A 25,934-nucleotide genomic window follows, 5' to 3' on the forward strand; every position below is an offset into this window, starting at 1 on the left:
TATTTTACAAAGCGCTTTGAAATACAAAGTTAATTTTCAAAAAAAAATAGTGTCTTATTTTGGATTAATTAATTTTTCTAAATGTGCCAAATGCTCTTCAAATGCTTGTCTTCCAGCATTTGTAACTCTGTAGGAAGTTTTGGGTTTTTTGCCCACAAATTCTTTTTTAATTTCAATATAATTTGCTTTTTCTAAAGCCGCGCTGTGACTTGCCAAATTGCCGTCTGTAATGTTAAGAAGTTCTTTCATTTCAGAAAAATCGATCCAGTCATTCACCATCAAAACCGACATAATCCCAAGGCGAACTCTGCTTTCAAATTGTTTATTAAGGTTGTTGATGTTTAGCATTTTAAATTTTTTGGCTGCAATTTTTTGTTTTTGTATTCTTTAAACGCAATAAATAAAACGATTAAGACACCAATAATAATCAAATTTGGTTCGGGCATAGATTGCGTTTCTTCGTCCGTGTCCAAAGAGATATTTCCATTTAAAACTTGCTCTTGTTTTCTTTTTAAAACTAATTTTTGCGCTTCATTTTCTACAACTAAATAAGATGTGTAAGGTGTCATAATTTTACTTTTAAAACTATTTTTCACAGAATTTAGCCATTCTTTTTCTTTCAATTCTGGGTGTAAAGTTTGGGCCATAAATTGACCTTGCATTAATAGCCCGGAGTTCCAACTACCTTCTTTGATGTCATTATTAGAAATTGTAAAATGGTCAGATTTTAAAATCAAACTTGGAAGATTATTATTCTCTAAATAATATGTTTTTGATGCTATTTTATAAGGAATTACAGATTGATTAAAATTAAATATTGCATTATTTTCAATCAATTTTTTAGAGTTTTGGGACAAAGAGAAAGACTGTAAATTTCCATCTGATTTTAAATTATAATATAAGTCATTATCAGGGAAAGTAAAACGTAAATCCGCGTAATTACTCTCCAATATTGCATTTTGCAAACTGTCTGTAACTACTATGAAAACTGGAAATTCTCCACTATTGTAATTTTTAATTAATAATTTTTTGATAGCGCGATCTAAATTAAAACCACCTTTATATTCGGTTGATTTAGTATATAAACTTTGCTTCAAATCATAATCTACATAGCCATTTTGGGAATTTTTAGCATATTCTGGATATTCTGATTTAAATTTTTTAACTCTCTTTAAAAGTGCTGCGGTCTGTTTTTCTTTTCCTTGCGAATCATCAATTAAAAAACATAAATAAGGTGTTCTAAAAACAGGTTTAATGTTTTGCTTTTCGGCAGTAGAAATATATTTTATATCTTTATTTTCAAAACTACTGTTTCTATGCGTATCGGAAACATTTCCCAATTGAATTTCTTGGTTTTCGATATTTAATTTTAAAGGTTCTTTGTGCATAAATTCAATACCGGTTTTTCTTGTTTCGTTATTTGTGAAGGGAAAAACTCTAAAAGAAATTCTATTTCCTGTAAGATAATTCAAAATTCCTGGATCTTTTTGGTAATTTCTTATTTGACTATAAATCCACATTGCAGATTTTTTCTCGGCTAAAATTCCAAATTCTTTTTTACCATTAACTTCTAGATAATAGTTTGAAATAAAACAACCGTCGGGTATATTAAATTCGGTAGAAAATTCGTGATTTCCACTATGTTTTTCTTCATCTTTTAAGTCAAAATTAATCCAAGTTTTATAAGTCCGTTGTTTTGTATCAAAAGTTGTTTTGGTAGAAATGTCTTTAATTTTTATGCTGTCTTTTGGGGGATTATTATCAAATAAGACTATTTCAGATTTACCAAAAAATATTTTTTCTATTTTAGAGATTTTAGCATCTGATAAAGTTAAATTATCTAAAACAAGCCAGTTAAAATATGAGCTTAGATAAGGAATTTTTCCACTTTCCAGAAAATCACCACGTTTATTTTTGTAAGATTTTACAATTTTTAAAGTGTTTTCTAAAGAGTTTAGGTTAATGTTATAATTTTTAGAATAATTCGGAGTATAAACAAATTCCAAAGTTTTTGTAAGGATTCTTTTATCGTTCAAATACTTTAAAGTAATTACTGTGGGAATTATTAGAAATGCAACTGTAGAAGTTGTTGTTAAAAGATGGTTAGAAAAATAATTTTTTAGAAATGCATAATCTTCCGCCAATTGAAAGGAGTGAAATAGAAATAAAATTAGCGGAGATAACATTAGAAAACCAAAACCAATTGCCACAATTGCAATTACAGATAAAGGCAAAAATGGTAAAAAAACCAGAAAGAAGTAAAATGTAAAAGCAAATGTAAATGCTCTAAAAAGAAACTGAAAAAGCCGATATTTTTTATTTTTAAAATTTGGAATACATAAAACAATAGCATTAAAAACAGTTAAGAAATAAAACCAAAGAGAATTGAAATCTCCAAATATGCCAAAACTATTGGTATGAAAGTCAGAATTTTTAAATACACCATTGTTTACAAGCAAGCCAATAATTGGCAAAATTAAACTAAAAATAATTTTCCAAACGAGTTGGTATTTTTGTAAGAATTTAGATTTATTCTGCATCAAGATATATAAACCTCTAATTAAAAAAAACAAGAAAATGAGTACACCAGAAATGGAGGCAATTATTAAAAAATGAACGTTGAAATCAGTATCAATATTTTTCCAAAGCGGCAATATCAATTGCGCAAAAATATACCAAGTTAAAGTAACTAAAAGAGCATAAGCAAAATTTAACCAAGGTGAAACTTTTTTATCTTTCGGTGTAAAATGAAATACTATAATAAAGAGCGAGTACGCCAAAGTTGGCATTAGAAAAGTACCTACATAAAACATCGTTTCGCCAGAAAGCATCCAGTTTGGAATAGAAGACGGAATAATTTTGTCAATGTTTGAATAGTAAGAATATATAAATGCAATGGTAGAAAGCAACATAAAAAGTGCAAAATCTGCTCTTATTTTTCTTTTTTTTAAAACTAGAAATAGTGAGAATCCAAAATTTATAAGTCCAAAAGCCAAAAGCCAAAATGCATGGTTTTTCCATTCCCATATAGTTTCAGCAGACAATAAGGTTTTGATTACAAAAAACTCTTGGAAACCTATAATCATCAATACTAAAACAGGCAGAGTATTGATAATAAAAATCCATTTCGGGTTAAGCAAATTTTTCATTTCTAAATTTTGTTAAAAATTGATTTACAAGTAAATACAAAATAATTAGGAAAGACATATAGACAAAAGTGCCTTCAGTTTGATGCATCCAAGAAAATTTATTACCCACATAATGATTCATATAAATAGAAAAGAGAATTCTTGTGGTGTTTACAAAAACGGTAAACAAATAGGATATAAAAAGCGAAATTGGAATAATCAAAACAGTAAATTTAGATAAATTCTTAGATTTTAAAGCCAAAAAAATAAGCATTAAAAAAGCAATCATTAAGAAATTAAAACCAGAGCAAGATTTATTAATAATGATATTTAATGTTTCGTTAAAAAATCCAATATCTTGTTTAAAAATAGATGTTGAACTTGTTATTATATTTATAAAAAAATCAGTTGGTTTAAGTAAAAAAAACACTTCAGAATTGGTAGAATTTGCATACCAAAACTTTAGAATTATAAACATTAAAATTGCCAAAGCGCCGTACATAAAATTTCGATTTTTCATTGTAAGCGTTATTACTTATACTTTTTATGCATCACCAAACCATAAACAATGTGCAAAACGCCAAAACCAATTGCCCAAAAAACCAAACCCCAACCAAGAAAATAGAAGGAAATTAAACCGAGAATAATTTCTAAAATCCCTAAATATTTTACGTCTGTTAAAGTATATTTTTCTGCATTTACCAAAGCCAAACCATAAAAAATTAAAGTAGAAGGCGCAATGAAAACAAATAAATGATGCTTCAATAAAATCAAACAAAAAACACCACCAGTAAAAAGTGGAACTGCAAAATTAAAGAGCAAACGTTTGGTTAAAGAATCCCAAATCTTTTGATTTTTTTTCTTGCTTTCTTTGGCAGTGAAAATATAGCCTAGCGAAACCGCTAAAACTAAAATTACCGTTCCGATGATTAGTAATTCCTTTACCAATGATGGATTAAACACATTTCTGTTGCCATCAAAATAATTGATGCCTTCTCGCTGAAAAACGAAATAGACATAAACTGCTCCCACCAAAGCTACAATTCCTGCAAAAACACCAGATAAACCACTTAATGAAATGAAACGTGAAGATTTCTCCATCATCGTTCTGATGTGCGATAAGTCTTCTTGATAATTTTTATCCATAATTTTAAAGTACTTTGAATTGCAAAGTTAAATTAAAAAATGAAAGTGCAAAATATTTTCTGCACTTTTTAACGATTATTTTTTTCGCAACCGTTCTTTTATTTTTTCAATATTTTCTTTCGCAGAATCTTCTAAAATTAATCTTGCGCTCATTTCAATTCTTTCTGGCATTAATTTATCGAAATGTGCTGAATTTTCCCAAGACACTTTTTTTATCAAAGCCAACGCTTCCGTAGTTCTGCCACTTAATTTTTTTAAAAATTCTTCTAATTGAAAATCCATTTCTTCAATAGTTGGCGAGACAGAATTATAAATATTATGCTCTTCACACCATTTTGCACTTCGGAAATCTGCGTCTAAAGCCATTGCAGAAAAAGCGGCAATTCCGATTTTACGTTCCACAAAAGGTCCGATCACGAAAGGTCCAATTCCTAAATTGAGTTCCGTTAAAGCCAGCGCAGCATTTTCTGTAGCAAAGCAATAATCTGCAGCGCACGCAATTCCAACGCCGCCGCCAGTTGTTTTCCCTTGAACTCTTACGACAACAATTTTCCCGCAAGTTCGCATCGCGTTCAAAACTTTTGCAAAACCGCCGAAGAAATTTTTTGATGTTTCTAAATCTTTAATCTCTAAAAGTTCATCGAAACTGGCACCGCCGCAAAACGATTTTTCACCTGCCGATTTTAGCAAAATGGCTTTTACTTTAGTTTTAGAACCTTCCTCTAAAATGGTTTTGGCTAATTTTTCCAGAATATTTCCCGGTAAAGCGTTGCTTTTGGGCGTTCCAAAAGTGATGGTTGAAATATTATTTTCTATTTCTGAAATTACAAATTCGTCAGACATTTTTTATTTTATTTATTGCGATTTTTTTTCGCTGATTGTTTTTTTTAATTTTTTTGCACACAGATTTCACGGATTTTCACGGATTTTATTTTCTTCTTAATCGTTAATTATAAATATCCGTTTACTATTCTAATTATATTTTTATTGATATCACTTGTGTTGAAATTAACTAAAATGCCCAAATGCAGATTTGTTAATTTTAAATAATTCAGCAATTGCTTATGATGAATAGGATTTAATTCTGACACTGACTTCACTTCAATAATAATTTTATCCTCAACTAAAATGTCCGCACGAAATCCCAATCCTAAATCATTTTCTTTATAACTAACAGAAATCGGAACTTGACTTTGAACAACCAAACCTTGTTCTTCTAATTCAATCAAAAGTGCTTTTTCATAAACACTTTCCAATAATCCAGAACCTAAAGTATTACTAACCTCATAAATACCTTTCCTAATTTTGTACGTTAAATCATTTTCTGTCATATTAAATTTGATTATCTTAATAAGAAAATTATCAGTGAAAATCCGTGAAATCCGTGTGCCAAATCTGTGTAGTATTCATTTATAATTATAATAATTATCCGTGAAAATCCGTGAAAATCCGTGAAATCCGTGCGCTAAATAAATAAAATCAGTGTTTTAAATCAATCCAAATTGTTCAAAATGATGCGTATAATGCTTTCTGTGAAAGAGTTCCATCATTTCTTTATTCAGTTTTCCAAATCTCGGATGGTAAGTTTCTGCCAAAGGATTTTCTCTGTAAAAAATTAAAAATTCTTTTAATGTTGCCAATAAATGTTCTTTTGCTTCATCTAAATTTTTGTATTTCAACTGCATTTCTTCTCCTTCTTTTAGAAGCGGATATTTTGCGCCAGGTCTGATTTTTTGATTTGAATATAACCAATCCTGCAACAATTCTAATTTTTCTTCTGGAATTTCAGGGAAATCCTTTTCGTTTAAATTACCAAAACCATTTTTCGTGACATCTTCCAAATGTTCTACCATTAATTGCGGCGACATTTCGCCAAATTTTTTCTCGGTATTTTCAGTTAAATTATTTAAGGCTTTTTTGATGCTTTCAATTTTTAAAGAAATAAATGGCGATTTTTTCGCGACTAAAGTTAAAATAGTTGCAACGCAAACCACTTCATCTCTTTGATTGATCACTTCAACCAACCATTTTACCACACCACTCGGAATGTTTCTACCTTTTACGCCTTTATTGATTTTTTCTTTTGCTGTTAGATAAACCGTAATGGTGTCGCCTGCATAAACCGGTTTGAAAAAACTACAATTCTCTAAACCATAATTCGCGATTACTGGACCTTTTTTACCGGAAACAAATAATCCTGCCGCCGCAGAAAGTATAAAATAGCCATGCGCCACAGTTTTGTCAAAAATAGTTCCTGTCAGACTTGTAGCATCGGTATGAGCGTAAAAATGATCCCAGGAAACATTTCCAAAATTAACAATATCTGCTTCTGTAACGGTTCTTCCGGCAGTTTCTAAAGCATCGCCGATTTCAACTTCTTCAAAATATTTTTGGAAAGGATGTTTGTCGGAATATTTTTTTTCTGCCCCAGTTTGATAAATTTTTGTGATCGCCGTTAAAACATCCGGTGATCCCTGGATCGCAGTTTTTTGAAGGAAAAAATGAAGTCCGTTTAAGCCGCCCATTTCTTCGCCGCCGCCTGCTCTTCCTGGTCCGCCGTGCATCATTGTCGGTAAAGGTGAACCATGACCGGTACTTTCCTTTGCGTTGTCTCGGTTTAAAACATAAATTCTTCCGTGCGTTGTTGCCATTTTCCACGATGTTTCGGCTATAAATTCATTATCGCGAGAAATAATGGAACCGACCAAACTTCCTTTTCCACGTTTTGCTAAAGCAGCGGCTTCTTCCGAATCTTTGTACGGCATTAAAGTCGAAACCGGACCAAATGCTTCCACATTATGTGAAATATTTTTGGTGAAAGGCGAATCATTTAAAAACAATTTGGGCGACATAAAAGCGCCATTTTCGTAGTCTGCGTCAATTAAATTTTGTTGCCCGTCGTAAACCAATTCTGTTTCGGTTTTTAATAAATTAATTTTCTCTAAAACTTCTTTGTACTGCTCTTTTCCCGCCAAAGCGCCCATTCTGGTTTCGCGGCTTAAAGGATTCCCGATTTTTACTTCGTCTAAAGATTTAGTTAAAGCATTTTGCACGTCACCAATTAAATTTTCCGGAACAATAATTCTTCGGATTGCCGTGCATTTTTGCCCTGCTTTCGTCGTCATTTCGTTGCGCACTTCTTTTATGAATAAGTTAAATTCTGGGGTTCCCGGTTTTGCATCTAAACCTAAAATTGAACAGTTTAAAGAATCTGCTTCCATGTTAAAACGCACCGCATTTTCAGAAATTGACGGCATTGATTTTAATTTTTTTCCTGTTGAAGCCGAGCCAGTAAATAAAACAGAATCACCATCTTGCATGTTTTCCAATAAATTTCCTGCGCTTCCGCAAATCAATTGAATGGCGCCTTCTGGTAAAATTCCGCTTTCAATCATATCTTCAAAAACAGCATGTGTGAGATAACTTGTTGGTGTTGCGGGTTTTACCAAACTCGGAACGCCGGCTAAAAGTGAAGTTGATAATTTTTCCAGCATTCCCCAAACTGGGAAATTGTACGCATTTATTTGAATAGAAATTCCTTCACTTGGTGTGAGAATGTGCGTTCCTAACAAAGTTCCGTTGGCGGAAAGTTTTTGTGTATCACCATCTACCCAAAATGGTGTATTAGGTAACATTTTTTTTGCAAGTCCGGAATAAGTGAAAAAAGTACCAAAACCACCTTCAATATCTACCCAGGAATCTGCGTGTGTTGCGCCGGTTTTATAAGAAATGTTGTAATATTTTTTCTTTCTTTCTAATAAATAAAGTGCTAAATTTTTTAGCATTTGTCCGCGGTCGTAAAATGTCATTGACGACAGGTTTTTATAACCCAGATCGCGACCATAATTTAAAGCATCTTTTAAATTTAAACCTGATGTGTCGGCTGTTGCAACCTGTTCGCCGGTTACAGAATTATATAAAATTGTCCCGTCGGAATTGCCTTCAATCCACTCGCCGTGGATGTAATTTTTTAGTTTCATATCTTATTTTGCTCGTTTTAATGTTTAGAGAAACCTATAAAGTTTCCCCGCAGTTAAGATACAAAAATTGTAGAATTTTTTTGAAACAAGAAAAATTCAAATTTCACATCGATTGTTCTGCAATCCACTCATGTTCGATATTTCTCATCAATAATGCATTATCAAAAACTATAGAATTTTTTGGAAATAGCATTTCATTAGAGAAGAAACTTGATTTTACGTCTGTGACATCGAGCGGTGAAACTTTCCAATTATAGGCCTTTAATCTTAAACCTTCTAATTTTTCTTTGTGTGGTGAAAAACCGAGTTCGCCGTCTTCGAAAAAACTTGATACATCTTCTAAATTTTCAAATACTGAATTTTGAGTAAATTGTTCTGTTTCTTTAGCATCAATTGAGATCCCGGTATCATTTGCGCCCCGACCTGAGTGGAGCTCTTTTTGTGTAGCGAAGCGGAACAAAAAAGCGGGAACGGAGGGCGGAAATTGGCGCCCAAAAAATTAAAAATAATTTATAAATTGCATTGTTTCTAATGAAACATTTACAAATCAACCACTTTTTTATTGATTTTGTAAACAGTTCCGCGGAAACTTGCGACCAATTCTTCGTGCTGATTTTTAATTAAAATATCGTAAATACCAGTTTTTCTGGTTTCTGTTATTAATTTACTTTCGGCAAAAAGTGTATCGCCCAACCGAACTGCGTTTGTGAAATTAATGACACAATTCAAAGCAACCGCCGCATTTCCATCATTATTTGAAGAAAAAGCCAGCGCAGAATCGGCGAAAGCAAAAGTAATTCCGCCATGAACGGTTTTTAATCCGTTGATCATTTCTGCTTTTATCGGCATTTTTATAAGGCAATATTTTTCTTTTATTTCTAAAATTTCAATGCCCATCCATTGTGAAAAAGCGTCTTGCTTGTAGAGAAAATTTGCGGTTTCTAAAGGTGTCATAGTTATTTTAATTTGACAATGTAACAGTTTAGCGATGTACCAATAATTGTTACACTGTTACATTTCTATCTTGTTACATTTTACGAAGTAATGGACTTTGTCTGTACCGTTCTTCTTGATAAGTTTCATAAAGATTTTGTAAGGTTTCAGAGACTTTTTTGTAGCCGATTTCTTTTCCCCAAGCAAGCAAACCTTTAGGATAATTGACGCCTTTTTGCATTGCCAGTTCTAAATCTTCGTCGCTGGCTAATTTTAATCTTTTGGCTTCAACGGCTTCATTAATTAACATTGAAATAATTCTTAAAAATATTTCATTAAACAATTTTTCATCTTTATTATCTTGATTCTTGTTTCTCGAATCTTGGCTCGCGTCAGAGTAATCATAAAAGCCTTTTCCTATTTTTCTGCCCAACAATTTGGCTTCGCTCATTCTATGTTGAAGTAGGGAAGGTTTGTATTTTGGATCGTAAAAATAATCTTTGTAAACGGTTTCTGTGACGGCAAAATTAATATCAATTCCTATTAAATCCATGAGTTCAAACGGTCCCATTTTGAAGTTACCGATTGTTCTCATTGCTTCGTCAACTTGCGCAGGCGTTGCGATTTTTTCTTCTACAATTCTCAATGCTTCGCCGTAAAAAGGTCTCGCAATTCGGTTCACAATAAACCCTGGAATATCCTGTGCAATCACTGGAATTTTCCCCCAAGATTTCATTAAATCATAAATTTTCTGTGGTAAATTTTCTGCGGTTAAAAGTCCTGGAATGATTTCTACCAAAGGCATCAAAGGTGCCGGATTAAAAAAATGAATTCCTAAAAACCGTTCAGAATTTTTTAAATCTGCGGAAATTGAAGTAATAGAAATTGAGGACGTATTTGTCGCTAAAACGCAATCATTGGAAACAATTTCTTCTAAATCTGCAAAGACTTTTTGCTTGATCTCTTTATTTTCAATAATGGCTTCAATAACCAAATCGCAGTCTTTTAAATCTTTTAATTCCGTGCAAAATTTAATTCTGTTGTAAATATTTTCACTTTCTTCAAAACCAATTTTATTTTTTTCAACCAAACGGTCTAAAACTTTTTGAAGACCTTCCAATGATTTTTCAGTTTGCGAAGAATTTTGGTCGTAAAGAAAAACCTTGTAGTTATTGGTTGCCGCAACTTGCGCAATGCCGATACCCATAGTTCCAGAGCCTATTATACCAACTGAGATTTGAGATTTGAGATTTGAGATTTGAGATGATTCTGACATTGTTTTTGATTTAAAAAAAAGGAAATTTGATTTAATAATAAGATGAGGTTTAAATAAAAAATGATAATAAAAATTAATATTTCTAACGTCTAACGTCTAACGTCTCACATCTATTTTCCCTTATAATTTGGTTTTCTTTTTTCTAAAAATGCTGCAACACCTTCCTTAAAATCTTCTGTTTCTGCGGCGTCTTGTTGGTAAATGCCCTCAATATCTAATTGTTCAGTTAATGAATTTCCGTAAGATTTATTAAAGGCTTTTTTAGTTAAAGCGATTGCAGTTGTCGGCAAATTAGAAAGTTGTGTTAAAACTTCAAGTGCTTCATTTTCAAATGTTTCGTCAGAAAAAACTTCGGCAATTAAACCTAAATTTTTCGCTTCTGTGGCTGATAATTTTTTACCGGTAAAAGCCAAATAATTCGCTTGCTGTCTTCCTAAAAGTTTCGGTAAAAAGTAAGTTCCGCCAGTATCTGGAATTAAACCAATATTCACAAAAGCCTGAGAAAAATAAGAACTTTCTGTGGCTAAAGTGAAATCACAAATCAACGCAAGCATTGCGCCAGCGCCAACTGCAGGACCATTTACCAAGGAAATAATTGGTTTTTTTGCATTTGAAATTTGTTTAACTAAAGGATTATAATAATCGATCACCATTCGCTGGATAAATCGTTCATCTTCCATATCATCGCCCATTGAAAGCGCTTCTTTCAAATTTTGACCCGAGCAAAATGCTTTCCCACGTCCAGAAATTGCGATGCAGCGCACGATTTCACTTTCATTACAATCCTGAATAAAATCCCGCAATTCTGTCAACAATTTTTTATTTAAACTGTTGTAAGTTTCTGGCTGATTGAGATAGGCAATCTGAAGTTTGCCGTCTAAAAGGGTTTGCGTATCTATTTGTGTGTACATTTTTTATAATTGATGAATGATAATTGATGAATGATAATTGATAAATGATTTTAACACTTTTTACTTTTGCCTTTTTACTTTTACCTTGTCTTAATGACATTTAAAATAGTCAAAAGGTTCTAAACAATCGTTGCATTGGTACGAAGATTTACATAAAGTAGAACCAAACCTGCTCAATTCTTTTGTGTTTTCTGAGCCACATCGCGGGCATTTTTTTGGAACATTTAAGTGATTTTTACCTTCCCCTTTTTCGGGTGGTGTAATTCCGTAGGCGCGCAACTTTTCTCTCGCTTCATCCGTCATCCAATCGGTTGTCCAAATTGGAAACATTTGCGTCGTTACTTTTGGTTTTAAATTATGTTCCTTCAATAATTTAATAATATCTTCTTCAATGTTAAACATTGCAGGACAAGCCGAATAAGTGGGCGTAATAATGACTTCCACTTCACCTTCCGACAGCATTTTTGCCCCACGAACGATTCCCAATTCAACAATATTGATAACCGGAATTTCCGGATCAGGGATTTTTGAGAGCAATTTTATTAGATCTATTTTACTGTTTACCAAAGTTTAATTTTTAAATAATTTAAAATTTAAAATCTATAATTTAAAATCTCTAGTTACCACGTGCAATCCGGATAAGTTCTTTGCATATACTGAAGTTCGCATAAAATATAACCAAAATATTCTGTGTGAACACCTTTTCTAGAACCTTTCTGCATAAATTCAGATTCCGGAACTTCTAAATTAAATTCTGCAAAATTTTTTTTAATCAAGGATTTCCATTCCGCGAAAAGTGCTTTGGAAGAAGGAATGATTCCCAATTCAAAAAGGTTTTCTTCATCTTCAGTTTCGTCGAATAATCCGCCGGTGTATTCCCAAATATTTTCTAAAGCCTTATTTAATCTTTGCAAACTTTCCTCAGTTCCGGCGGCAAAAACATTCATCCAGGTTTTTGAATGCGTGTAATGGTATTTTACCTCTTTTAAAGATTTTTGCGCTAAAGCCGAAAACATTTCATCCGAACTATTGCTTAAATTTTCATAAAGTAACTTTTGATAAGCACAGAAAAAATAAACTTTCAAGATGGTTTGTGCATAATCTTCGTTTGGCATTTCAACCAGTTGCGCATTTAAATATTCTTTTTCAACACGAAGAAAAGCCAAATCGTCTTCCGTTTTTCCTTCAGCCTGAAGTTGTGCAGCGTATTTGTAAAAATTATTAGATTGCCCTAAATAATCCAGCGCAATATTCGTCAATGCGATATCTTCTTCCAGATAAGGCCCTTTCCCGCACCATTCTGCCAATCTTTGACCCATAATTAAGGTGTCATCGGCCAATTTTAAAGTATAATTATATAGTGAATTCATAAGGTGGTTGTTGGTTAATGGTTGTTGGTTGTCGGAAAGCAAGAATGTAGTAAAAACTATCAACTGTAAACTGACAACTGTCAACTATTTTACATATTTTTCACATCATTTGGAATCTCATAAAATGTTGGATGTCTGTACAATTTATCGTCCGCCGGATCGAAAAAGGCTTCTTTATCTACGCCTTCGGAAGTGACGATATATTTACTTGGAACGACCCAAATTGACGTTCCTTCCATTCTTCTTGTGTAAACATCACGCGCGTTTTGAAGCGCCATTTCAGCGGTTGCCGCCTGCACAATTCCTGCGTGTTTATGGGATAAGCCGGGTTTTGTTTGTATAAAAACTTCCCACACTTCTAAATTTGCCATTTTATCTAAATTTTATTTCCGTTGATGTAAAGATTTTCCATTTTTAAACTTCCTTGATTGTAAAGAATATTTTGAAAATTATCTGTTCTGAAAGTTACGAAATTTGCCTTAAAATTTTCTTCTAATTTTCCGATGTCGTTTAAACTTAACGCATGAGCGGCTCTAAAAGTGATTCCCGCCAAAACTTCCGCGGTGGTTAATTTCTCGTAAGTTGCTAAAATTGAGGCTTGTGTAATCAAATTTCCCATAGGCGCAGAACCAGGATTCCAATCGCTTGCAATCGCTAAAATTGCGCCTGCATTTAATAATTTTCCGGCAGGTGTGAATTTTTCACCTAAACCCAAACTTGCGCCGGGAAGCGCTGTTGCAACGGTTTCAGATTTTGCAATGAAATCAATGTCCTCGTCAATTGTCGCTTCTAAATGATCGGCAGATTTTGCCCCGATTTCTGCAGCAAGACGTCCACTTCCAGAGGTAAATTGGTCCGCGTGAACGGTAATTTCAAAACCCATTTCCTTCGCTTTCAAAAGAAAATTTTTGCTTTCTTCAGGTTGAAAAGCCGTTTTTTCAATAAAAATATCAACTCTTTTGGCTAAATTTTCTTCCTTTACTTTTGGTAAAATTTCCTTTAAAATATAATTGAGATAATCTTCATTATTTCCGTTAAAATCTTTTGGTTTTAAATGTGCCGCTAGACAAGTAGGAATTAAAGTTGCGGGCGTTTTTGTTTGCGCTTCTTTAATGATTCTCAACATTTTCAGTTCATTTTTAACATTTAAACCATAGCCGCTTTTTATTTCAATCGTTGAAATGCCGTTATTTAAAAGGAAGTTGATGCGTTCTAATAATTTTTCTAAAAGTTCTTTTTTTGATTCTTTGCGTGTGTGCAAAACCGAAGACCAAATTCCGCCGCCTTGCTCGGCAATTTCAAGATAGGTTTTCCCGGCATTTCGCATCGCGAAATCGTTGGCGCGGTTTCCACCAAATAAAATATGCGTGTGAGAATCTACGAAAGAAGGCAAACAGATTTGTTCTGTTTTGATTTTTTCTATTTCTAAATCAGATGCTTCGGCTTCGCTCAGCATGACACCATTTAAAAAATCATCGAATTTTCCGACTTTTTTAATTAAATTATTTTCAATTAAAATACCGCCATTTTCAATGATTTCCAATTGATTGTCAGACAATTTTCCGCGCAAAGGAAGATTGGCGAGCGTAATAACTTGTTTAAAAGGACCGATTAATTTCATATTAATTCTTAAAATATTTTCTTACGAAATGGTCTTAAAAATAAGAAATTTAATTGACTTGATTTGTTGAAGTTTTTTCCCACATTTTCAAATGATCAAAAACCATTTTACTCAACGGAATAAACATAAATCCGCCAATAATGAACACAATAAATGCTTTTTGCAAACCAAATACATGCGCCAAATAACCGATAATTGGCGGTCCTAAAAACATTCCGACGGTAGAATAAGTGCTAATAATTGAAATCACAATAGGAAGTGAATATTTTTTTGCTTTAGCCGCGAGAATAAATGTCATCGGATAAAGTCCGGAAACGCCAAATCCAACCATCGAAAAACCAATGAGAACCGTCCATAAAGTTGGGAAAATAATGGCAATTGAGACACCAAACATGATCAATATTGAACCCGCAAAATAAAGGGTTTGCATGCTAAATTTTTCCATCAGTCGATCGATTGTCAAGCGCGAAATCGTCATACAAACCATAAACAATAAATAGCCGTAAGTGAAGACTTCCTGCTTCACGATTTCTTTTAGATAAACGCCGTTCCAATCGTACATTCCGCCTTCACAAATCGCCGCAAAAAAGACCATAAATCCTAAAAGTGCAATGTATTTGCTCGGTTTTTCTAATTTAAAACTGTTTCCGGTTTTCGCTTTGTCGTTTTTAATTAAAAGTGGAAACATCGAAAGAATAATTATTAAACCAAAAATGGAAACTGACAACAAATGCCAGAAAATCGAAATTTGATATTTAATCATTATCGTGGAAAAAAGCACGCCTAAAATCCCACCAATACTCCAAATGCCGTGAAATGAGCCGACAATTCTTTTTTTAAATTTTTCTTGTACTGAAATGGATTGCGTGTTGATGGCGATATTAATTATTCTCATAGAAATTGAAAATAAAACGAGCGCAATAATGAGGACAAATAACGAATCTGCAAAACCAATTAAAAATAAAGACAATAAAAATGCGAAACTTGAGATTTGTAAAGGAATTCGGCTGTCAAATTTTGCTACGAGCCAACCCGAAAGGGGAATTCCGATAATCGCGCTTGCAGGTAAAATCATTAATAAATTGCCTAAATCTTCTGCTGAGAAATTAAAATTGGCTTTTATTGTTGGAATTCTGGAAGCCCAAGAAGAAAAGCAAATTCCGGATAAAAGAAAATAGGCGGAAAGTGCAATTCTTTGTTTTTGATTGGATGCGATCATAATTCTGCAAAAATAGAATATTATAAGTCCAAAACTAAATTGTTTCTAATCAAAATTAAACTTGACGAATATTTTATCAAAATTTAATCAAAAATTTTTGCGCTGCATTTTTCCTTAACCTCAACCTCAACCTCAATCTAAAATATTATCTTTGGATAAATTTTAGAAAATGCCCGATTTTTTACATCCTGACAAAGAAAACCTGAGTGAGGAAGAATTATTTCAAGAAGAAAAAATTCGTCCGCAGAGTTTTCGGGATTTTGCTGGACAAAGAAAAACTTTAGATAACATTGAAGTTTTTGTGGCTGCCGCGAAAAACCGTGGTGGCGCGCTGGATCACGTTTTATTGCACGGTCCGCCAGGTTTGGGAAAAACAACTTTAGCGCATATTATTGCAAATGAACTCGGTGTTGGTTGCAAATTAACTTCCGGTCCGGTTTTAGATAAACCTGGAAGTTTGGCAGGTTTGCTTACAAATTTAGAGGAAAATGATGTCCTTTTTATTGATGAAATTCACCGGCTTTCCCCGATTGTAGAAGAATATTTGTATTCGGCAATGGAAGATTATAAAATTGATATCATGCTCGAAAGCGGCCCGAATGCGCGAAGTGTTCAAATTGCTTTAAATCCTTTTACATTGATTGGCGCAACCACAAGAAGTGGAATGCTCACAAAACCGATGCTCGCAAGATTTGGAATTCAATCTCGATTGGAATATTATACGGTTGAACTTTTATCAATGATTATTGAAAGAAGCGCGAGAGTTCTAGGTTCTAAAATTTACGAAGATGCGGCGATAGAAATCGCGAGACGAAGTCGCGGAACGCCGCGAATTGCAAATGCTTTATTGCGAAGAGTTCGGGATTTTGCTGAAATAAAAGGCAATGGTGAAATTGAAATTAAAATCACAAAATTCGCTTTAGATTCTTTAAATGTTGATGAATTTGGTTTGGATGATATGGATAATAAAATTATGCGCGTGATGATCGAAAATTTCCGTGGGAAACCTGTTGGGATTTCTGCTTTGGCAACTTCCATCGGGGAAAATCCGGAAACTTTGGAAGAAGTTTATGAACCATTTTTAATTCAGGAAGGTTTTATAATTAGAACGCCGAGAGGAAGAGAAGTAACGGAAAAAGCCTATAAACATTTGGGAATTTCGATTCCAAGACGATTAGATGAACTGTTTTAAATTCAATAGAAATAAAAATATTAATTTTGGTTAAGAGATACATTTGCAGCAAGACCTGCATTAAAGTAAATTTCAATGTGAGATCGGGAGAGAATTGAGGGTTTCGTCCTCAATCTCGAGTTCGCCCCAAAAATAAAAATAAAATATACGAAATTGTCAGTAATTTATCATGCAAGAAAACACTTATTTAGGTTGGCGATAATATTTGACCTTTGAATAAATATCAATTAAAAATGAAACTATATCCTTTACAATGCGGAAAATTTAAATTAGACGGCGGTGCAATGTTTGGCGTGGTGCCAAAAACACTGTGGCAAAAGACAAATCCGGCAGATGAAAATAATTTAATAGAACTCGGGACACGCTCACTTTTAATTGAAGACGGTAAAAAATTGGTCTTGATAGATTGTGGTTTGGGCGATAAGCAAAATGAGAAATTTTTCGGGCATTATTCGCTTTGGGGCGATGATACTTTAGAGAAAAATTTGGCAAAATTTGGTTTTGTGAAAGACGACATCACAGATGTTTTTTTAACACATCTTCATTTTGATCATTGCGGCGGCGCAATAGAGTGGAACAAAGACCGAACTGGTTATGAACCTGCTTTTAAAAATGCACATTATTGGAGTAATGAAGACCATTGGAAATGGGCAACCGAACCAAATGCGAGAGAAAAGGCCAGTTTTTTACCCGAAAATATTTTACCAATAAAAGAAAGCGGACAACTCCAGTTTTTAGATTTACCTAAAACAGGAAATTATAAATTTGGGACAGATTTAAAAATGGACGTAATTTTTGTGGATGGCCACACAGAAAAGCAAATGCTTCCAGTGATAAAATACCAGGATAAAACCATCGTTTTTGCGGCAGATTTAATTCCGACCGCCGGCCATATTCCGCAAGTTTATGTGATGGGATATGACACAAGGCCACTTTTAACTATGGAAGAAAAAGCCAAGTTTTTGCAACAATGTGTTGATCATGAATATCTTTTGTTTTTTGAACACGATGCGCATAATGAGTTGGCAAGTGTAAAAATGACGGATCGTGGCGTGAAGTTGGATGAAATTTTTACCTTTAACGAAGTTTTTGGATATTAAAAAATGGAAGAACAAGCAGAAAGGCCAAAATTAATAGGTTTAACGGGTGGTATTGGCTCGGGGAAAACGACGGTCGCGAGAATTATCGAAGACAATGGTTTTCCAGTTTATTTTTCTGATATTCGGGCGAAAAATTTGGTGAATGAAAATGAATTTTTGCGCGAAGAAATTAAGGGTTTTTTAGGCGAAAAAGCCTATGATGAAAATGGAAAATACGACACAAAATATGTGTCTGCGAAGGTGTTTGCAGATTCTCAATTATTAGAAAAATTAAATAATGCCATTCATCCTGCGGTGAAATTAGATTTTGAAAACTGGAGAAGTTTACAAACTGCGCCAATGATTTTTAAAGAAACTGCTTTGCTTTTTGAGTTGGGAATAGATAAAGAATGCGATGCAAGCCTCCTTGTAACTGCTGAAGACAACATGAGAATTAAACGTGTGATGGATAGAGATGGAAAAACCTACCGCGAAGTAGAAAACATTTTAGAAAAACAAATGCCCGAAAAAGATAAAATAAAAAAGGCAGATTATGTGATTTATAATAATATGACTTTGGAAAATTTGCAAGAAGCAACCGAGGAAGTTTTAAATAAAATTTTGAAAGAAATGGTTTCTTAAATTTTCTACTATTTTAACTAAAAAAAAGCCCGAGAATAATTCTCGGGCTTTTCATTTTTATATGATTTTAGTTTTTATTTCTTAATAAATTTCACCTTTTCGGTAGTGTTTTTATTATCTATAGAAATAATGTAAACACCTTTTTCAAGGTTGGAAACATTCACTTTATGATCGACTACTTTACCCTTTGCAACCATTTGCCCAATCACATTATAAACAGAGTAGGAAGCGTTTTCGGAGTTATTGGTAATGTTTAAAATGTTGGAAGTTGGGTTTGGATAAACCTCAATAGCGTTATTTTTAGTAGATTCATTTACGGCTAGAGTTGGTGAAATTTTCACGTTATAATCTTCTACTTCTCCGTAAGAAAAAGCGGAGCAAGCAGTCGCTTGAACGGCATTGTCGGTTAAAATAACACGCATTCTTAATAAGCCATTTCCTGTGTAAGCATTTGCGGGAACAGAAAAAGTGCCTTGAACGGGTGTAAATAAATCTAACGAAGAGGCCATAATTTGTTCACTTGCATCAAAATTACCATCTCTATTAAAATCAATCCAAGCGAAAATTGCTTCTCCATATTTTCTGCCTTGCCAAGTTTTAGTAACACTCAAAGTATTATTTGTAGTGTTCGCAATTAAATTAATTAATTTAGAAGCATTATTGGTATAATCTGAATAGGTAGATGCTGATGAAGTATTATTCATCACAGTTCCATTTTCGGAAGTTACGGTTACATTAGAAATATATTCTGAAGCGCTACTGCCAGAGTTTATAGTGCAGTAAGTAAGCATTAAAGTATTAAAGTTGTTTGAAGTGCTGTAAGCACCAACAGTTCCGGAGCAAGAAGTTGCAACCTGTACTTCGTATTGTGTATTTTCGTCTAAATTATCTAAATTTTGAAAAGGATTGCTACTATTTAAAACAGTCCAATTCACAGTTCCAATTTTTCTATATCGCACGCTATAAGTTGCGTTAGCAATCGGATCCCAAGAAATTCTTGCGGATTCTGTACTAATGTTTCCTACTACAATATTGGATGGAGCAACCCCTGTGCAAGCAGCAATTTCACTTACTGTAAGTTCTTTAATGGTGTAAAAAACATTGTTAAGTGCGGAAATTCTTACTTTAACTTTTGTTCCAGTTGCTAATGGTGCAAAGTTTAAATTTTCGGCGCCATCGTTTGGTGTAGAAGCGGAAATAACCGTCCAGTTTGCACCATTATCGGTTGTATAATCAATTTTCACATTGGCAACATTATAAGGTGCGGCATTGGTCTTTACAACATCCCAAGTTAAACCTGCGGCAGCATTATTATAAACTTTTGTAGAAGAAATGGCAAAAGGACCTTCATTGCCTACCGTTACATTTTGCTGCGCGTATTGCGTTTGCTGATATCCTGGGAAAGAACTGTTGTTGTCCCGAACAGTTACAGTATATTTTGATAATCTAGGGACGGTAGAAACCGCCTCCCAATCTGCACTATTTTTAATATTTCCGGCTAAAACAGTGGATAATCTTGGAAAATATCTTACCGGATTAGTTGTTGGAAGTAGAGACCTGAACGATGCGCCTGTGGTGGTATTTCCTAAATTTGAAATATTAATATCTTCGAGAGCGTCATCATATTCTTCCCAACAGTAGGTCATAGGATCACTTTCTGGATCTGTTGCTTCTGCTGTCAAAACAAAGGGCGTTAGTTTAGGAATTGTAACCGAGGCCAAAGCATTTATTAATGGTGGATTATTTGGTATTGAAGTTTCAACATCACAAGTTTTATTTACTAAATTATTTTGAACCTGTATTAACGTTGCAATACTAAAATAAGGGTCAGAGTTTGGCTGCACATCATTGAGTGGACCAGTGATGCCGGCATAACCCATAATAGTAGAACCCGATCCTGGTTCAATATTTACACCTGTACCTTCTATATTATACGAAAAAGTGTGATTTCCTCCTAATTGATGCCCCATTTCGTGCGCTACATAATCAATATCAAAAGTGTCTCCTAGTGGTTTTCCATCTGCAGGAGAAGTAAAACCAGAACCTTTGTAACTATCATAAGCGCCGCCGCCAGTTTTTAGCGTATTGTTACAGACACAACCAATGCAACCAGCGTTTCCACCGCCGCCACTCGCACCAAAAAGATGTCCAATATCAAATGCAGCATCGCCGATAGTGGAGTGTAAAGTATTCATCAATTCACCATTCCAATTTCCATTTGCACCAGAACTAGCAGGAGAATAAGGGTCTGTCGCGGGATTGGTATAAATTAATTGTGGAAAATTTTGGACATTTAAGTGCAAAGCAAAATCATTTTCAAAGACAGCATTTACACGTGTCATAGTTGCATTAATTTGCGCTAACGCTTTTGCAACGCTTCCGAAATACGTAGTGTATTCGCCCGTCACGGAAATTGCCAAACGCATCGTTCGGTACTTTCTGTCAGAACTTTTAGAAAAATTGGTAGGTTGATTGCTAAAATTATTTCCTTCTTTAAATAATTTATTAAGTTGTTCTTTAGATAAAGGGGTTTCTTTTGTGCCACATAAAAAAGGTCTGTCGCCAGTATTTATAGTTTTGGCGTGCACCCGGTAGATGGTTTTATCGGCTTCTTCAGGCTCAATAAATTGGTATTTTCCATTTTGAATAATCATCGATTGAAAATTATTTGGAGCAACAGAAAATCTAATATATTTTGAAGGATCATCTATCCCTACGCCAACATACGAACCCAGATGATATTGTTCTGCTAAGGATTTTACCATAACAGGAAAACTATAGACCGCGAATTTCTCAATTTTGCCATCCAAAGTGGGCATATTAATGATTACGGGCTTTGCACCTTTCCCAGTTTCTTCAGCGTTTTTTAAGGTGCTTTTTACTTGATTGATATCTAAAGTGTAATAATAATTAGCCAAACTATTTGCCTTAGCGTTATCTTCTTTTTGTTTAACAGGGCTCCATTGCGCAAATGAATTGGCAAAAATTGCACTAAGCAAAAAGGTGGTAAAGTATTTTTTCATATAAAATGTTTTTTTATTTTTAGAATTATTCAAATATTTTTCTTCGTTAATGATGACTGGCCTTGCAGGGCAAATATAATAATTAATAAAAAGTGAATTTAATTAAAATTGAGACTTTTAGTTTTTAAAAGTATAAAATAAATATTAAAACTTATATGCTAAATTCCAAGCAAAACCAACATTAAATTTTGTGCTACTTTTCCCAAAACCGGGTACAATTAAAGGTACGATGTCTTCCTGCTTCGTAGTATATACTAAATATTTTGGCTGAAGGTTTACATCGATAAAAAACTGCGATTTAAAAAGTTGAACACGCCCACCAATATTGCCTTCCAACCAATATGAAGACTGTGAAGACGAGGGAAATGCTACCGAAATATCGCCACCTTGAAAACCACGAACGGGCACAGAAAAATAGTGTTGGGTATAAAAACTACCCGCCAATTTTCCGCCAGCGTAGAAGCCATTTTCTGCATTTTCTCGATCCGCTGCCAACATATAAAAGGCACCTATTTTTGCAAAAGGACCACTTACTTTTACGTCATATCCATTTTTTTGATAAATATTTTTTTCAAAACCTCCCTCAGTAATTAGATAAAGCCGTTTTTTGTATTTAGTAGAAACAAATCCTTGAAACAATTTCCGATTAGAAAATGCTGAAACACCTGCATTCACAACATCAAAACCCACCATAAAATTGGGTTTATAGTGAAATTTTACCGCAGAACTGTCAGTTTTTTTTTGGCTAAAACCAAACAATGACAAACCGCTAAAAAATAAGATATAGAGAAGTTTTTGCTTCATTTAAAATTTGGGTTTGGTTTTGCTCAATTTTTAAAACTGGATTGGCTTTTTCTAACACGGGATTTACATTTTCATATAATTTTTTTATACCACAAGCAGGCGAAACATATTGCGATTTTGTGGTATAATTAATTCTAATTTTTGAGGAATCTGCTTTTGAAGCTAATTTCACATAAATATCTGTAAACGGCGCATCATCTACGCGCATCGGTATAAGTATAGAATCTGTAGGAAATTTTTGTGACAGAATATTCTTTGCGCCACTTCCAAAATCTACACTTACAAAAATACTATCTAGCGTTTTTAATTTATTATCCTGCGATTTGAATTTAATTTTAATGCGCGGTGTGGCCTCGCCACTCGTGCAAATATCATCTTCATTGCTGCAATTCATTAATGACAAACAGAATAAGAAAGCGACAAAACAGGTGATAATCTTCATTAATTTTTTTCAGGATTTAAGGCTTTTTCTATTCTATAAACTAAATCTTCGTTGTGATATTGTTGCACTTTGTCTGAAAGATTGCCTTTCGCTTTTTCGTCATTTTTGATGTCGTTCAGCGTGCCTCTCACCAATGCGGCAATATCAGATTGATCGGTGGTAAATTCTTTAGATGTGCTTATTTTAATTAAAGAGTCCACAAAATTTCTTTGCAAATTTCTTTCGTATAAATCTGGCGTACTGTTTCTAAAAACTGAAGATTTCAAATCTGTTAAATAATCTATTAAAGGGTAGGCTTTAGCATCTACAGATTGTGATTGGTACATTTTTTTCAAAACAGGTATGCTCAAAATTCTTGAAAAAACTCGGTTCTGAAGTCCTTCTACCACTTCACTTGGCGAGCCACCCGTTTTCTCGAAAATATCTTTTTTCAGTAGCCATTCAGGAGTTTCAAAGATATTTTTTTCTAAAAAGTCCAAAGCGCTTTTTTGGTCTTTTGTAGAAACCACTTCATACACATCACCTTTTTGCTCAATGGTTTTTGGGGTTTCCATTTCGCCGCCAATATATTTAGAGACGTGCCCTAAATATCTAGAAAATTGTCCTATTAGTTGTTTGTACATATCGGCGAGACCATCGTAATTTTCATTCGGTTTTGCCGTCCAATCTTGTAAATTATTAACAATTAATTTTAAATTTTTAATCCCATAATAACTGGCTAACATTGCATTATCGCCAACCTGCTCACTTTGCGAGCGCGGATCAAATGGGTTGGTTTCGGTGCCAAACCACAATCTTTGGTTTTTTAAATTTTTTATAACCCAGTCGTTGAGGTAAGTTTTTTCTTTATCTGGACTGTTGAATTGGTAAAATCTTCTGTAGCCCCAATCAATCGCCCATTTATCATAATCGCCTATTCTCGGCATGAGGTTTTCGGGTGAAATGTGATCTTCTGGTTGCGCCACATAATCAAAACGTGCATAATCCATTATAGAAGGTGTATGTCCGTTTTTCGTTAGCCAATTATTATCTCTTAATTTTTCTACAGGAACCGTAGAACTAGAACCAAAATTATGGCGTAAACCAAGCGTATGTCCCACTTCGTGTGAAGATACAAAACGGATTAATTGCCCCATTAAGGCATCATCAAAATCCATTTTTCTTGCACGAGGATCATTCGGTGAGGCTTGTATAAAATACCAATCTCGCAGCAAGCTCATCACATTATGGTACCAATTGATGTGGCTTTCTAAAATTTCACCTGTTCGTGGATCGGCAATAGAAGGTCCGGAAGCATTTGGTACGTCTGATGGTTTATAGACAATTCCAGAAAATCGGGCATCATCTAGGCTCCATTCTGGGTCGTCTTTTGCGTTTGGAACTTTTGCAATAATTGCATTTTTAAATCCAGCTTTTTCGAAGGCTTTTTGCCAATCATTCACACCTTCTATTAAATAAGGCACCCATTTTTTTGGCGTTGCAGGATCAATGTAGAAAACTATTGGTTTGGCAGGTTCTACCAGTTCACCTCTTTTATATTTTTCTAAATCTTCGGGTTTTGGTTCTAATCGCCATCTTTTGATGAGTCTTAGTTTTTTTATGCCTTGCGGATCTTCATCAAAATCGGTGTAGCCAACTGTAAAATAGCCCACTCTTGGATCAAAATACCGTGCTTGCATTTTGTTTTCTGGCAATAAAACCAAAGAAGAATTTATTTCAACAGTATAATTTCCACTTATTTCTGGCTTATCCATTCCTGGTGGAAATTTTCTATTTCCTAAGGTTCTTGCAAATGTTTTTGTGGTATTAATTTCAATATTATTGGGGAAAGATTTTATAAAATTAATATAAGACTTGTCTTTATCATATTTCCCAACTCTAAAATTCTTTTTTGCATACGGTTCAAACGAAATCAATTCTGTATCACCATTTAAAAGGTCTGTAACATCAATTACTGAAGATTTTTTATCTTTTCCGTAAGCTTTTATATCAAAAGACGCCTCAATAGACTGCACATTATTTCGCGTCACAGAATTATACATTTGCGACGTAGAATCTTTAGCATAATCTTGAAATGAAATAGAGCGGATAAAAATTTTATCGTTAGGCCCTTTTTCAAAAGAGATAACGTTTTGCCCGATTTGATCTCCTGCATAGCCCGACATCCCGCTTCTCATTTCTGCCGCTGCTTTTGATAATCTGTTTACCAACAAAAATTCTTTTTTTAACGCTTTATCAGGAATCTCAAAATAATATTTGTCTTCCACTTTATGCACTTTGAAAATCCCGTCGTCTGTAACTGCTTTTGCAGTTATAACTTCGGCATAGGGTTTTATTTTTTCTTTTTTCTTGTCTTTTGTGTCAGCAGTTTTTGTTTTCGCAGTATCGGTTTTGGGTTTAGGCGCTGCTTTTTTCTCTTGTGCAGAAAATGGCGTAAAAGCAACCAATAAAAGTGAAATCAAAAAGAATCTAAATTGAGTCATAAAATTTATTTTGGCTAAAGATAAAAAAAGTGTTTTATTTTCCAACTAAAAGAAGAATAATTTCTATATTATGATTTTTGGTCGGTTTTTTTATTTAATTAAAAATGGAACTAGAATTATGTTGAAAAATATTGCGCAGCAGACGTTTGAATGCTAAATATTAGTTAAAATTGCTAAAAAACATTAAAGTTTTGTTAATTGATATACTAAACAATATTTATTGCGTTCTAATGAGAAAAATGAAAAATTTCATCCTAATTTCCTTTGTAGCCTTAAGTGTAAATTGTTTTGCGATTGGCCCTGTTACTAATAATCTAAAAGAAGCAAAGCAAAAAGCAAAAACAGAACACAAACTTATTTTGCTAAAATTTTCTGGTTCAGATTGGTGCATTCCCTGTATTAATATTCAGAAAAAAGTAATTAATACCACAGAATTTCAAAGTTTTGCAGATCAGCATTTGGTTTTAATGGAAGCAGATTTTCCAAGATTGAAAAAAAATAAATTGAGCCCAGAAAACCAAAAAATAAACGGGCAACTTGCAGAATTGTACAACAAAGATGGCATTTTTCCCGAAATGGTTTTAATGGATGAAAACGGGAAAGTTTTAAAACATTGGGAAGGATTAGGTGTAATGGATCCTATCTATTTCGAGCAACAAATAAAACCTTATCTCAACAATTAATA

Annotated in this window: 24 protein-coding genes; 4 read left to right on the forward strand and 20 right to left on the reverse strand. The window is 33.7% G+C overall.

From position 1 onward, the window contains the following. Positions 1-54 precede the first annotated feature (54 nt). The 16 genes from C4S29_RS05810 to C4S29_RS05885 all read right to left on the reverse strand — a co-directional run bounded on the left by C4S29_RS05810 (position 55) and on the right by C4S29_RS05885 (position 15,584). The gene (locus C4S29_RS05810) at positions 55-348 is read right to left on the reverse strand and encodes a winged helix-turn-helix domain-containing protein (RefSeq protein ID WP_103913202.1); all 294 of its coding nucleotides are present in this window, start codon (positions 346-348) and stop codon (positions 55-57) included. Continuing rightward, a complete protein-coding gene (locus C4S29_RS05815; protein ID WP_103913203.1) occupies positions 342-3,149 on the reverse strand; it encodes an MSEP-CTERM sorting domain-containing protein in 2,808 nt (935 codons plus the stop codon). Before C4S29_RS05815 ends, C4S29_RS05810 begins: the two co-directional genes overlap by 7 nt. Then, positions 3,133-3,648: an exosortase K gene (xrtK, locus tag C4S29_RS05820; protein ID WP_103913204.1), complete on the reverse strand. Its 516-nt coding sequence runs from the start codon at positions 3,646-3,648 to the stop codon at positions 3,133-3,135. The genes C4S29_RS05815 and xrtK overlap by 17 nt, the downstream gene beginning before the upstream one ends. 11 nt (positions 3,649-3,659) lie before the next feature. After that, entirely contained in the window at positions 3,660-4,274 is a 615-nt protein-coding gene (locus C4S29_RS05825) for a hypothetical protein (RefSeq protein ID WP_103913205.1), read from the reverse strand. A 75-nt stretch (positions 4,275-4,349) separates the two neighbouring features. Further along, positions 4,350-5,117, reverse strand: a complete 768-nt coding sequence (locus tag C4S29_RS05830) for an enoyl-CoA hydratase/isomerase family protein (protein ID WP_103913206.1) — start codon at positions 5,115-5,117, stop codon at positions 4,350-4,352. A 107-nt stretch (positions 5,118-5,224) separates the two neighbouring features. Next, positions 5,225-5,605 carry a GxxExxY protein gene (locus C4S29_RS05835; protein ID WP_103913207.1) on the reverse strand — a complete coding sequence of 127 codons (381 nt, stop codon included), beginning with the start codon at positions 5,603-5,605 and terminating at the stop codon, positions 5,225-5,227. A gap of 156 nt (positions 5,606-5,761) precedes the next feature. Then, positions 5,762-8,254 (reverse strand): phenylacetic acid degradation bifunctional protein PaaZ, encoded by a 2,493-nt coding sequence (gene paaZ, locus C4S29_RS05840; RefSeq protein ID WP_103913208.1) that lies wholly within the window; start codon positions 8,252-8,254, stop codon positions 5,762-5,764. A 103-nt stretch (positions 8,255-8,357) separates the two neighbouring features. After that, entirely contained in the window at positions 8,358-8,714 is a 357-nt protein-coding gene (locus C4S29_RS05845; RefSeq protein WP_103913209.1) for a hypothetical protein, read from the reverse strand. A gap of 80 nt (positions 8,715-8,794) precedes the next feature. Beyond that, complete coding sequence (locus C4S29_RS05850) at positions 8,795-9,208, reverse strand: PaaI family thioesterase (RefSeq protein WP_103913210.1); 414 nt, start codon at positions 9,206-9,208, stop codon at positions 8,795-8,797. A 73-nt stretch (positions 9,209-9,281) separates the two neighbouring features. Further along, positions 9,282-10,424, reverse strand: coding sequence for a 3-hydroxyacyl-CoA dehydrogenase NAD-binding domain-containing protein (locus tag C4S29_RS05855; protein ID WP_103913435.1), 1,143 nt, complete (start codon positions 10,422-10,424; stop codon positions 9,282-9,284). Between the two features lie 149 nt (positions 10,425-10,573). After that, positions 10,574-11,374: an enoyl-CoA hydratase/isomerase family protein gene (locus tag C4S29_RS05860; protein WP_103913211.1), complete on the reverse strand. Its 801-nt coding sequence runs from the start codon at positions 11,372-11,374 to the stop codon at positions 10,574-10,576. Between the two features lie 90 nt (positions 11,375-11,464). Continuing rightward, positions 11,465-11,941 carry a 1,2-phenylacetyl-CoA epoxidase subunit PaaD gene (gene paaD, locus C4S29_RS05865; protein ID WP_103913212.1) on the reverse strand — a complete coding sequence of 159 codons (477 nt, stop codon included), beginning with the start codon at positions 11,939-11,941 and terminating at the stop codon, positions 11,465-11,467. A 53-nt stretch (positions 11,942-11,994) separates the two neighbouring features. Beyond that, complete coding sequence (paaC, locus tag C4S29_RS05870; protein WP_103913213.1) at positions 11,995-12,744, reverse strand: 1,2-phenylacetyl-CoA epoxidase subunit PaaC; 750 nt, start codon at positions 12,742-12,744, stop codon at positions 11,995-11,997. An 89-nt stretch (positions 12,745-12,833) separates the two neighbouring features. Next, a complete protein-coding gene (gene paaB / locus C4S29_RS05875) occupies positions 12,834-13,115 on the reverse strand; it encodes a 1,2-phenylacetyl-CoA epoxidase subunit PaaB (protein WP_103913214.1) in 282 nt (93 codons plus the stop codon). A 5-nt stretch (positions 13,116-13,120) separates the two neighbouring features. Beyond that, the gene (hutI, locus tag C4S29_RS05880; protein WP_103913215.1) at positions 13,121-14,365 is read right to left on the reverse strand and encodes an imidazolonepropionase; all 1,245 of its coding nucleotides are present in this window, start codon (positions 14,363-14,365) and stop codon (positions 13,121-13,123) included. A gap of 49 nt (positions 14,366-14,414) precedes the next feature. Beyond that, entirely contained in the window at positions 14,415-15,584 is a 1,170-nt protein-coding gene (locus C4S29_RS05885; protein ID WP_103913216.1) for an MFS transporter, read from the reverse strand. 169 nt (positions 15,585-15,753) lie between these two features. Between C4S29_RS05885 and ruvB the strand changes: the two genes are divergently transcribed. From ruvB to coaE, 3 genes are all read left to right on the forward strand, one after another. Then, complete coding sequence (gene ruvB / locus C4S29_RS05890; RefSeq protein WP_103913217.1) at positions 15,754-16,776, forward strand: Holliday junction branch migration DNA helicase RuvB; 1,023 nt, start codon at positions 15,754-15,756, stop codon at positions 16,774-16,776. 233 nt (positions 16,777-17,009) lie between these two features. Continuing rightward, positions 17,010-17,876, forward strand: coding sequence for an MBL fold metallo-hydrolase (locus tag C4S29_RS05895; RefSeq protein WP_103913218.1), 867 nt, complete (start codon positions 17,010-17,012; stop codon positions 17,874-17,876). A 3-nt stretch (positions 17,877-17,879) separates the two neighbouring features. Next, positions 17,880-18,497 carry a dephospho-CoA kinase gene (coaE, locus tag C4S29_RS05900; protein WP_103913219.1) on the forward strand — a complete coding sequence of 206 codons (618 nt, stop codon included), beginning with the start codon at positions 17,880-17,882 and terminating at the stop codon, positions 18,495-18,497. A 74-nt stretch (positions 18,498-18,571) separates the two neighbouring features. Here coaE and C4S29_RS05905 read toward each other — a convergent pair whose 3' ends face one another. From C4S29_RS05905 to C4S29_RS05920, 4 genes are all read right to left on the reverse strand, one after another. After that, a complete protein-coding gene (locus C4S29_RS05905; protein ID WP_103913220.1) occupies positions 18,572-21,520 on the reverse strand; it encodes a reprolysin-like metallopeptidase in 2,949 nt (982 codons plus the stop codon). 144 nt (positions 21,521-21,664) lie between these two features. Further along, complete coding sequence (locus C4S29_RS05910) at positions 21,665-22,324, reverse strand: DUF6048 family protein (RefSeq protein ID WP_103913221.1); 660 nt, start codon at positions 22,322-22,324, stop codon at positions 21,665-21,667. Further along, positions 22,290-22,766, reverse strand: a complete 477-nt coding sequence (locus tag C4S29_RS05915; protein ID WP_103913222.1) for a DUF6452 family protein — start codon at positions 22,764-22,766, stop codon at positions 22,290-22,292. Before C4S29_RS05915 ends, C4S29_RS05910 begins: the two co-directional genes overlap by 35 nt. Further along, the gene (locus tag C4S29_RS05920; RefSeq protein ID WP_103913436.1) at positions 22,766-25,249 is read right to left on the reverse strand and encodes a zinc-dependent metalloprotease; all 2,484 of its coding nucleotides are present in this window, start codon (positions 25,247-25,249) and stop codon (positions 22,766-22,768) included. Before C4S29_RS05920 ends, C4S29_RS05915 begins: the two co-directional genes overlap by 1 nt. A 239-nt stretch (positions 25,250-25,488) precedes the next feature. Here C4S29_RS05920 and C4S29_RS05925 point away from each other — a divergent pair, with 239 nt between their 5' ends. Beyond that, a complete protein-coding gene (locus C4S29_RS05925) occupies positions 25,489-25,932 on the forward strand; it encodes a thioredoxin family protein (RefSeq protein ID WP_221405521.1) in 444 nt (147 codons plus the stop codon). Positions 25,933-25,934: the final 2 nt, after the last annotated feature.

The organism is Halpernia humi (assembly GCF_900108025.1).
In the GTDB taxonomy this organism is placed as follows: domain Bacteria; phylum Bacteroidota; class Bacteroidia; order Flavobacteriales; family Weeksellaceae; genus Halpernia; species Halpernia humi.

Coding starts and splice junctions, on each gene's coding strand:
- C4S29_RS05810 (WP_103913202.1), bottom strand. CDS start 348: ATGCTAAACATCAACAACCTTAATAAACAATTTGAAAGCAGAGTTCGC.
- C4S29_RS05815 (WP_103913203.1), bottom strand. CDS start 3,149: ATGAAAAATTTGCTTAACCCGAAATGGATTTTTATTATCAATACTCTG.
- xrtK (WP_103913204.1), bottom strand. CDS start 3,648: ATGAAAAATCGAAATTTTATGTACGGCGCTTTGGCAATTTTAATGTTT.
- C4S29_RS05825 (WP_103913205.1), bottom strand. CDS start 4,274: ATGGATAAAAATTATCAAGAAGACTTATCGCACATCAGAACGATGATG.
- C4S29_RS05830 (WP_103913206.1), bottom strand. CDS start 5,117: ATGTCTGACGAATTTGTAATTTCAGAAATAGAAAATAATATTTCAACC.
- C4S29_RS05835 (WP_103913207.1), bottom strand. CDS start 5,605: ATGACAGAAAATGATTTAACGTACAAAATTAGGAAAGGTATTTATGAG.
- paaZ (WP_103913208.1), bottom strand. CDS start 8,254: ATGAAACTAAAAAATTACATCCACGGCGAGTGGATTGAAGGCAATTCC.
- C4S29_RS05850 (WP_103913210.1), bottom strand. CDS start 9,208: ATGACACCTTTAGAAACCGCAAATTTTCTCTACAAGCAAGACGCTTTT.
- C4S29_RS05860 (WP_103913211.1), bottom strand. CDS start 11,374: ATGTACACACAAATAGATACGCAAACCCTTTTAGACGGCAAACTTCAG.
- paaC (WP_103913213.1), bottom strand. CDS start 12,744: ATGAATTCACTATATAATTATACTTTAAAATTGGCCGATGACACCTTA.
- paaB (WP_103913214.1), bottom strand. CDS start 13,115: ATGGCAAATTTAGAAGTGTGGGAAGTTTTTATACAAACAAAACCCGGC.
- hutI (WP_103913215.1), bottom strand. CDS start 14,365: ATGAAATTAATCGGTCCTTTTAAACAAGTTATTACGCTCGCCAATCTT.
- C4S29_RS05885 (WP_103913216.1), bottom strand. CDS start 15,584: ATGATCGCATCCAATCAAAAACAAAGAATTGCACTTTCCGCCTATTTT.
- ruvB (WP_103913217.1), top strand. CDS start 15,754: ATGCCCGATTTTTTACATCCTGACAAAGAAAACCTGAGTGAGGAAGAA.
- C4S29_RS05895 (WP_103913218.1), top strand. CDS start 17,010: ATGAAACTATATCCTTTACAATGCGGAAAATTTAAATTAGACGGCGGT.
- coaE (WP_103913219.1), top strand. CDS start 17,880: ATGGAAGAACAAGCAGAAAGGCCAAAATTAATAGGTTTAACGGGTGGT.
- C4S29_RS05905 (WP_103913220.1), bottom strand. CDS start 21,520: ATGAAAAAATACTTTACCACCTTTTTGCTTAGTGCAATTTTTGCCAAT.
- C4S29_RS05910 (WP_103913221.1), bottom strand. CDS start 22,324: ATGAAGCAAAAACTTCTCTATATCTTATTTTTTAGCGGTTTGTCATTG.
- C4S29_RS05915 (WP_103913222.1), bottom strand. CDS start 22,766: ATGAAGATTATCACCTGTTTTGTCGCTTTCTTATTCTGTTTGTCATTA.
- C4S29_RS05920 (WP_103913436.1), bottom strand. CDS start 25,249: ATGACTCAATTTAGATTCTTTTTGATTTCACTTTTATTGGTTGCTTTT.
- C4S29_RS05925 (WP_221405521.1), top strand. CDS start 25,489: ATGAAAAATTTCATCCTAATTTCCTTTGTAGCCTTAAGTGTAAATTGT.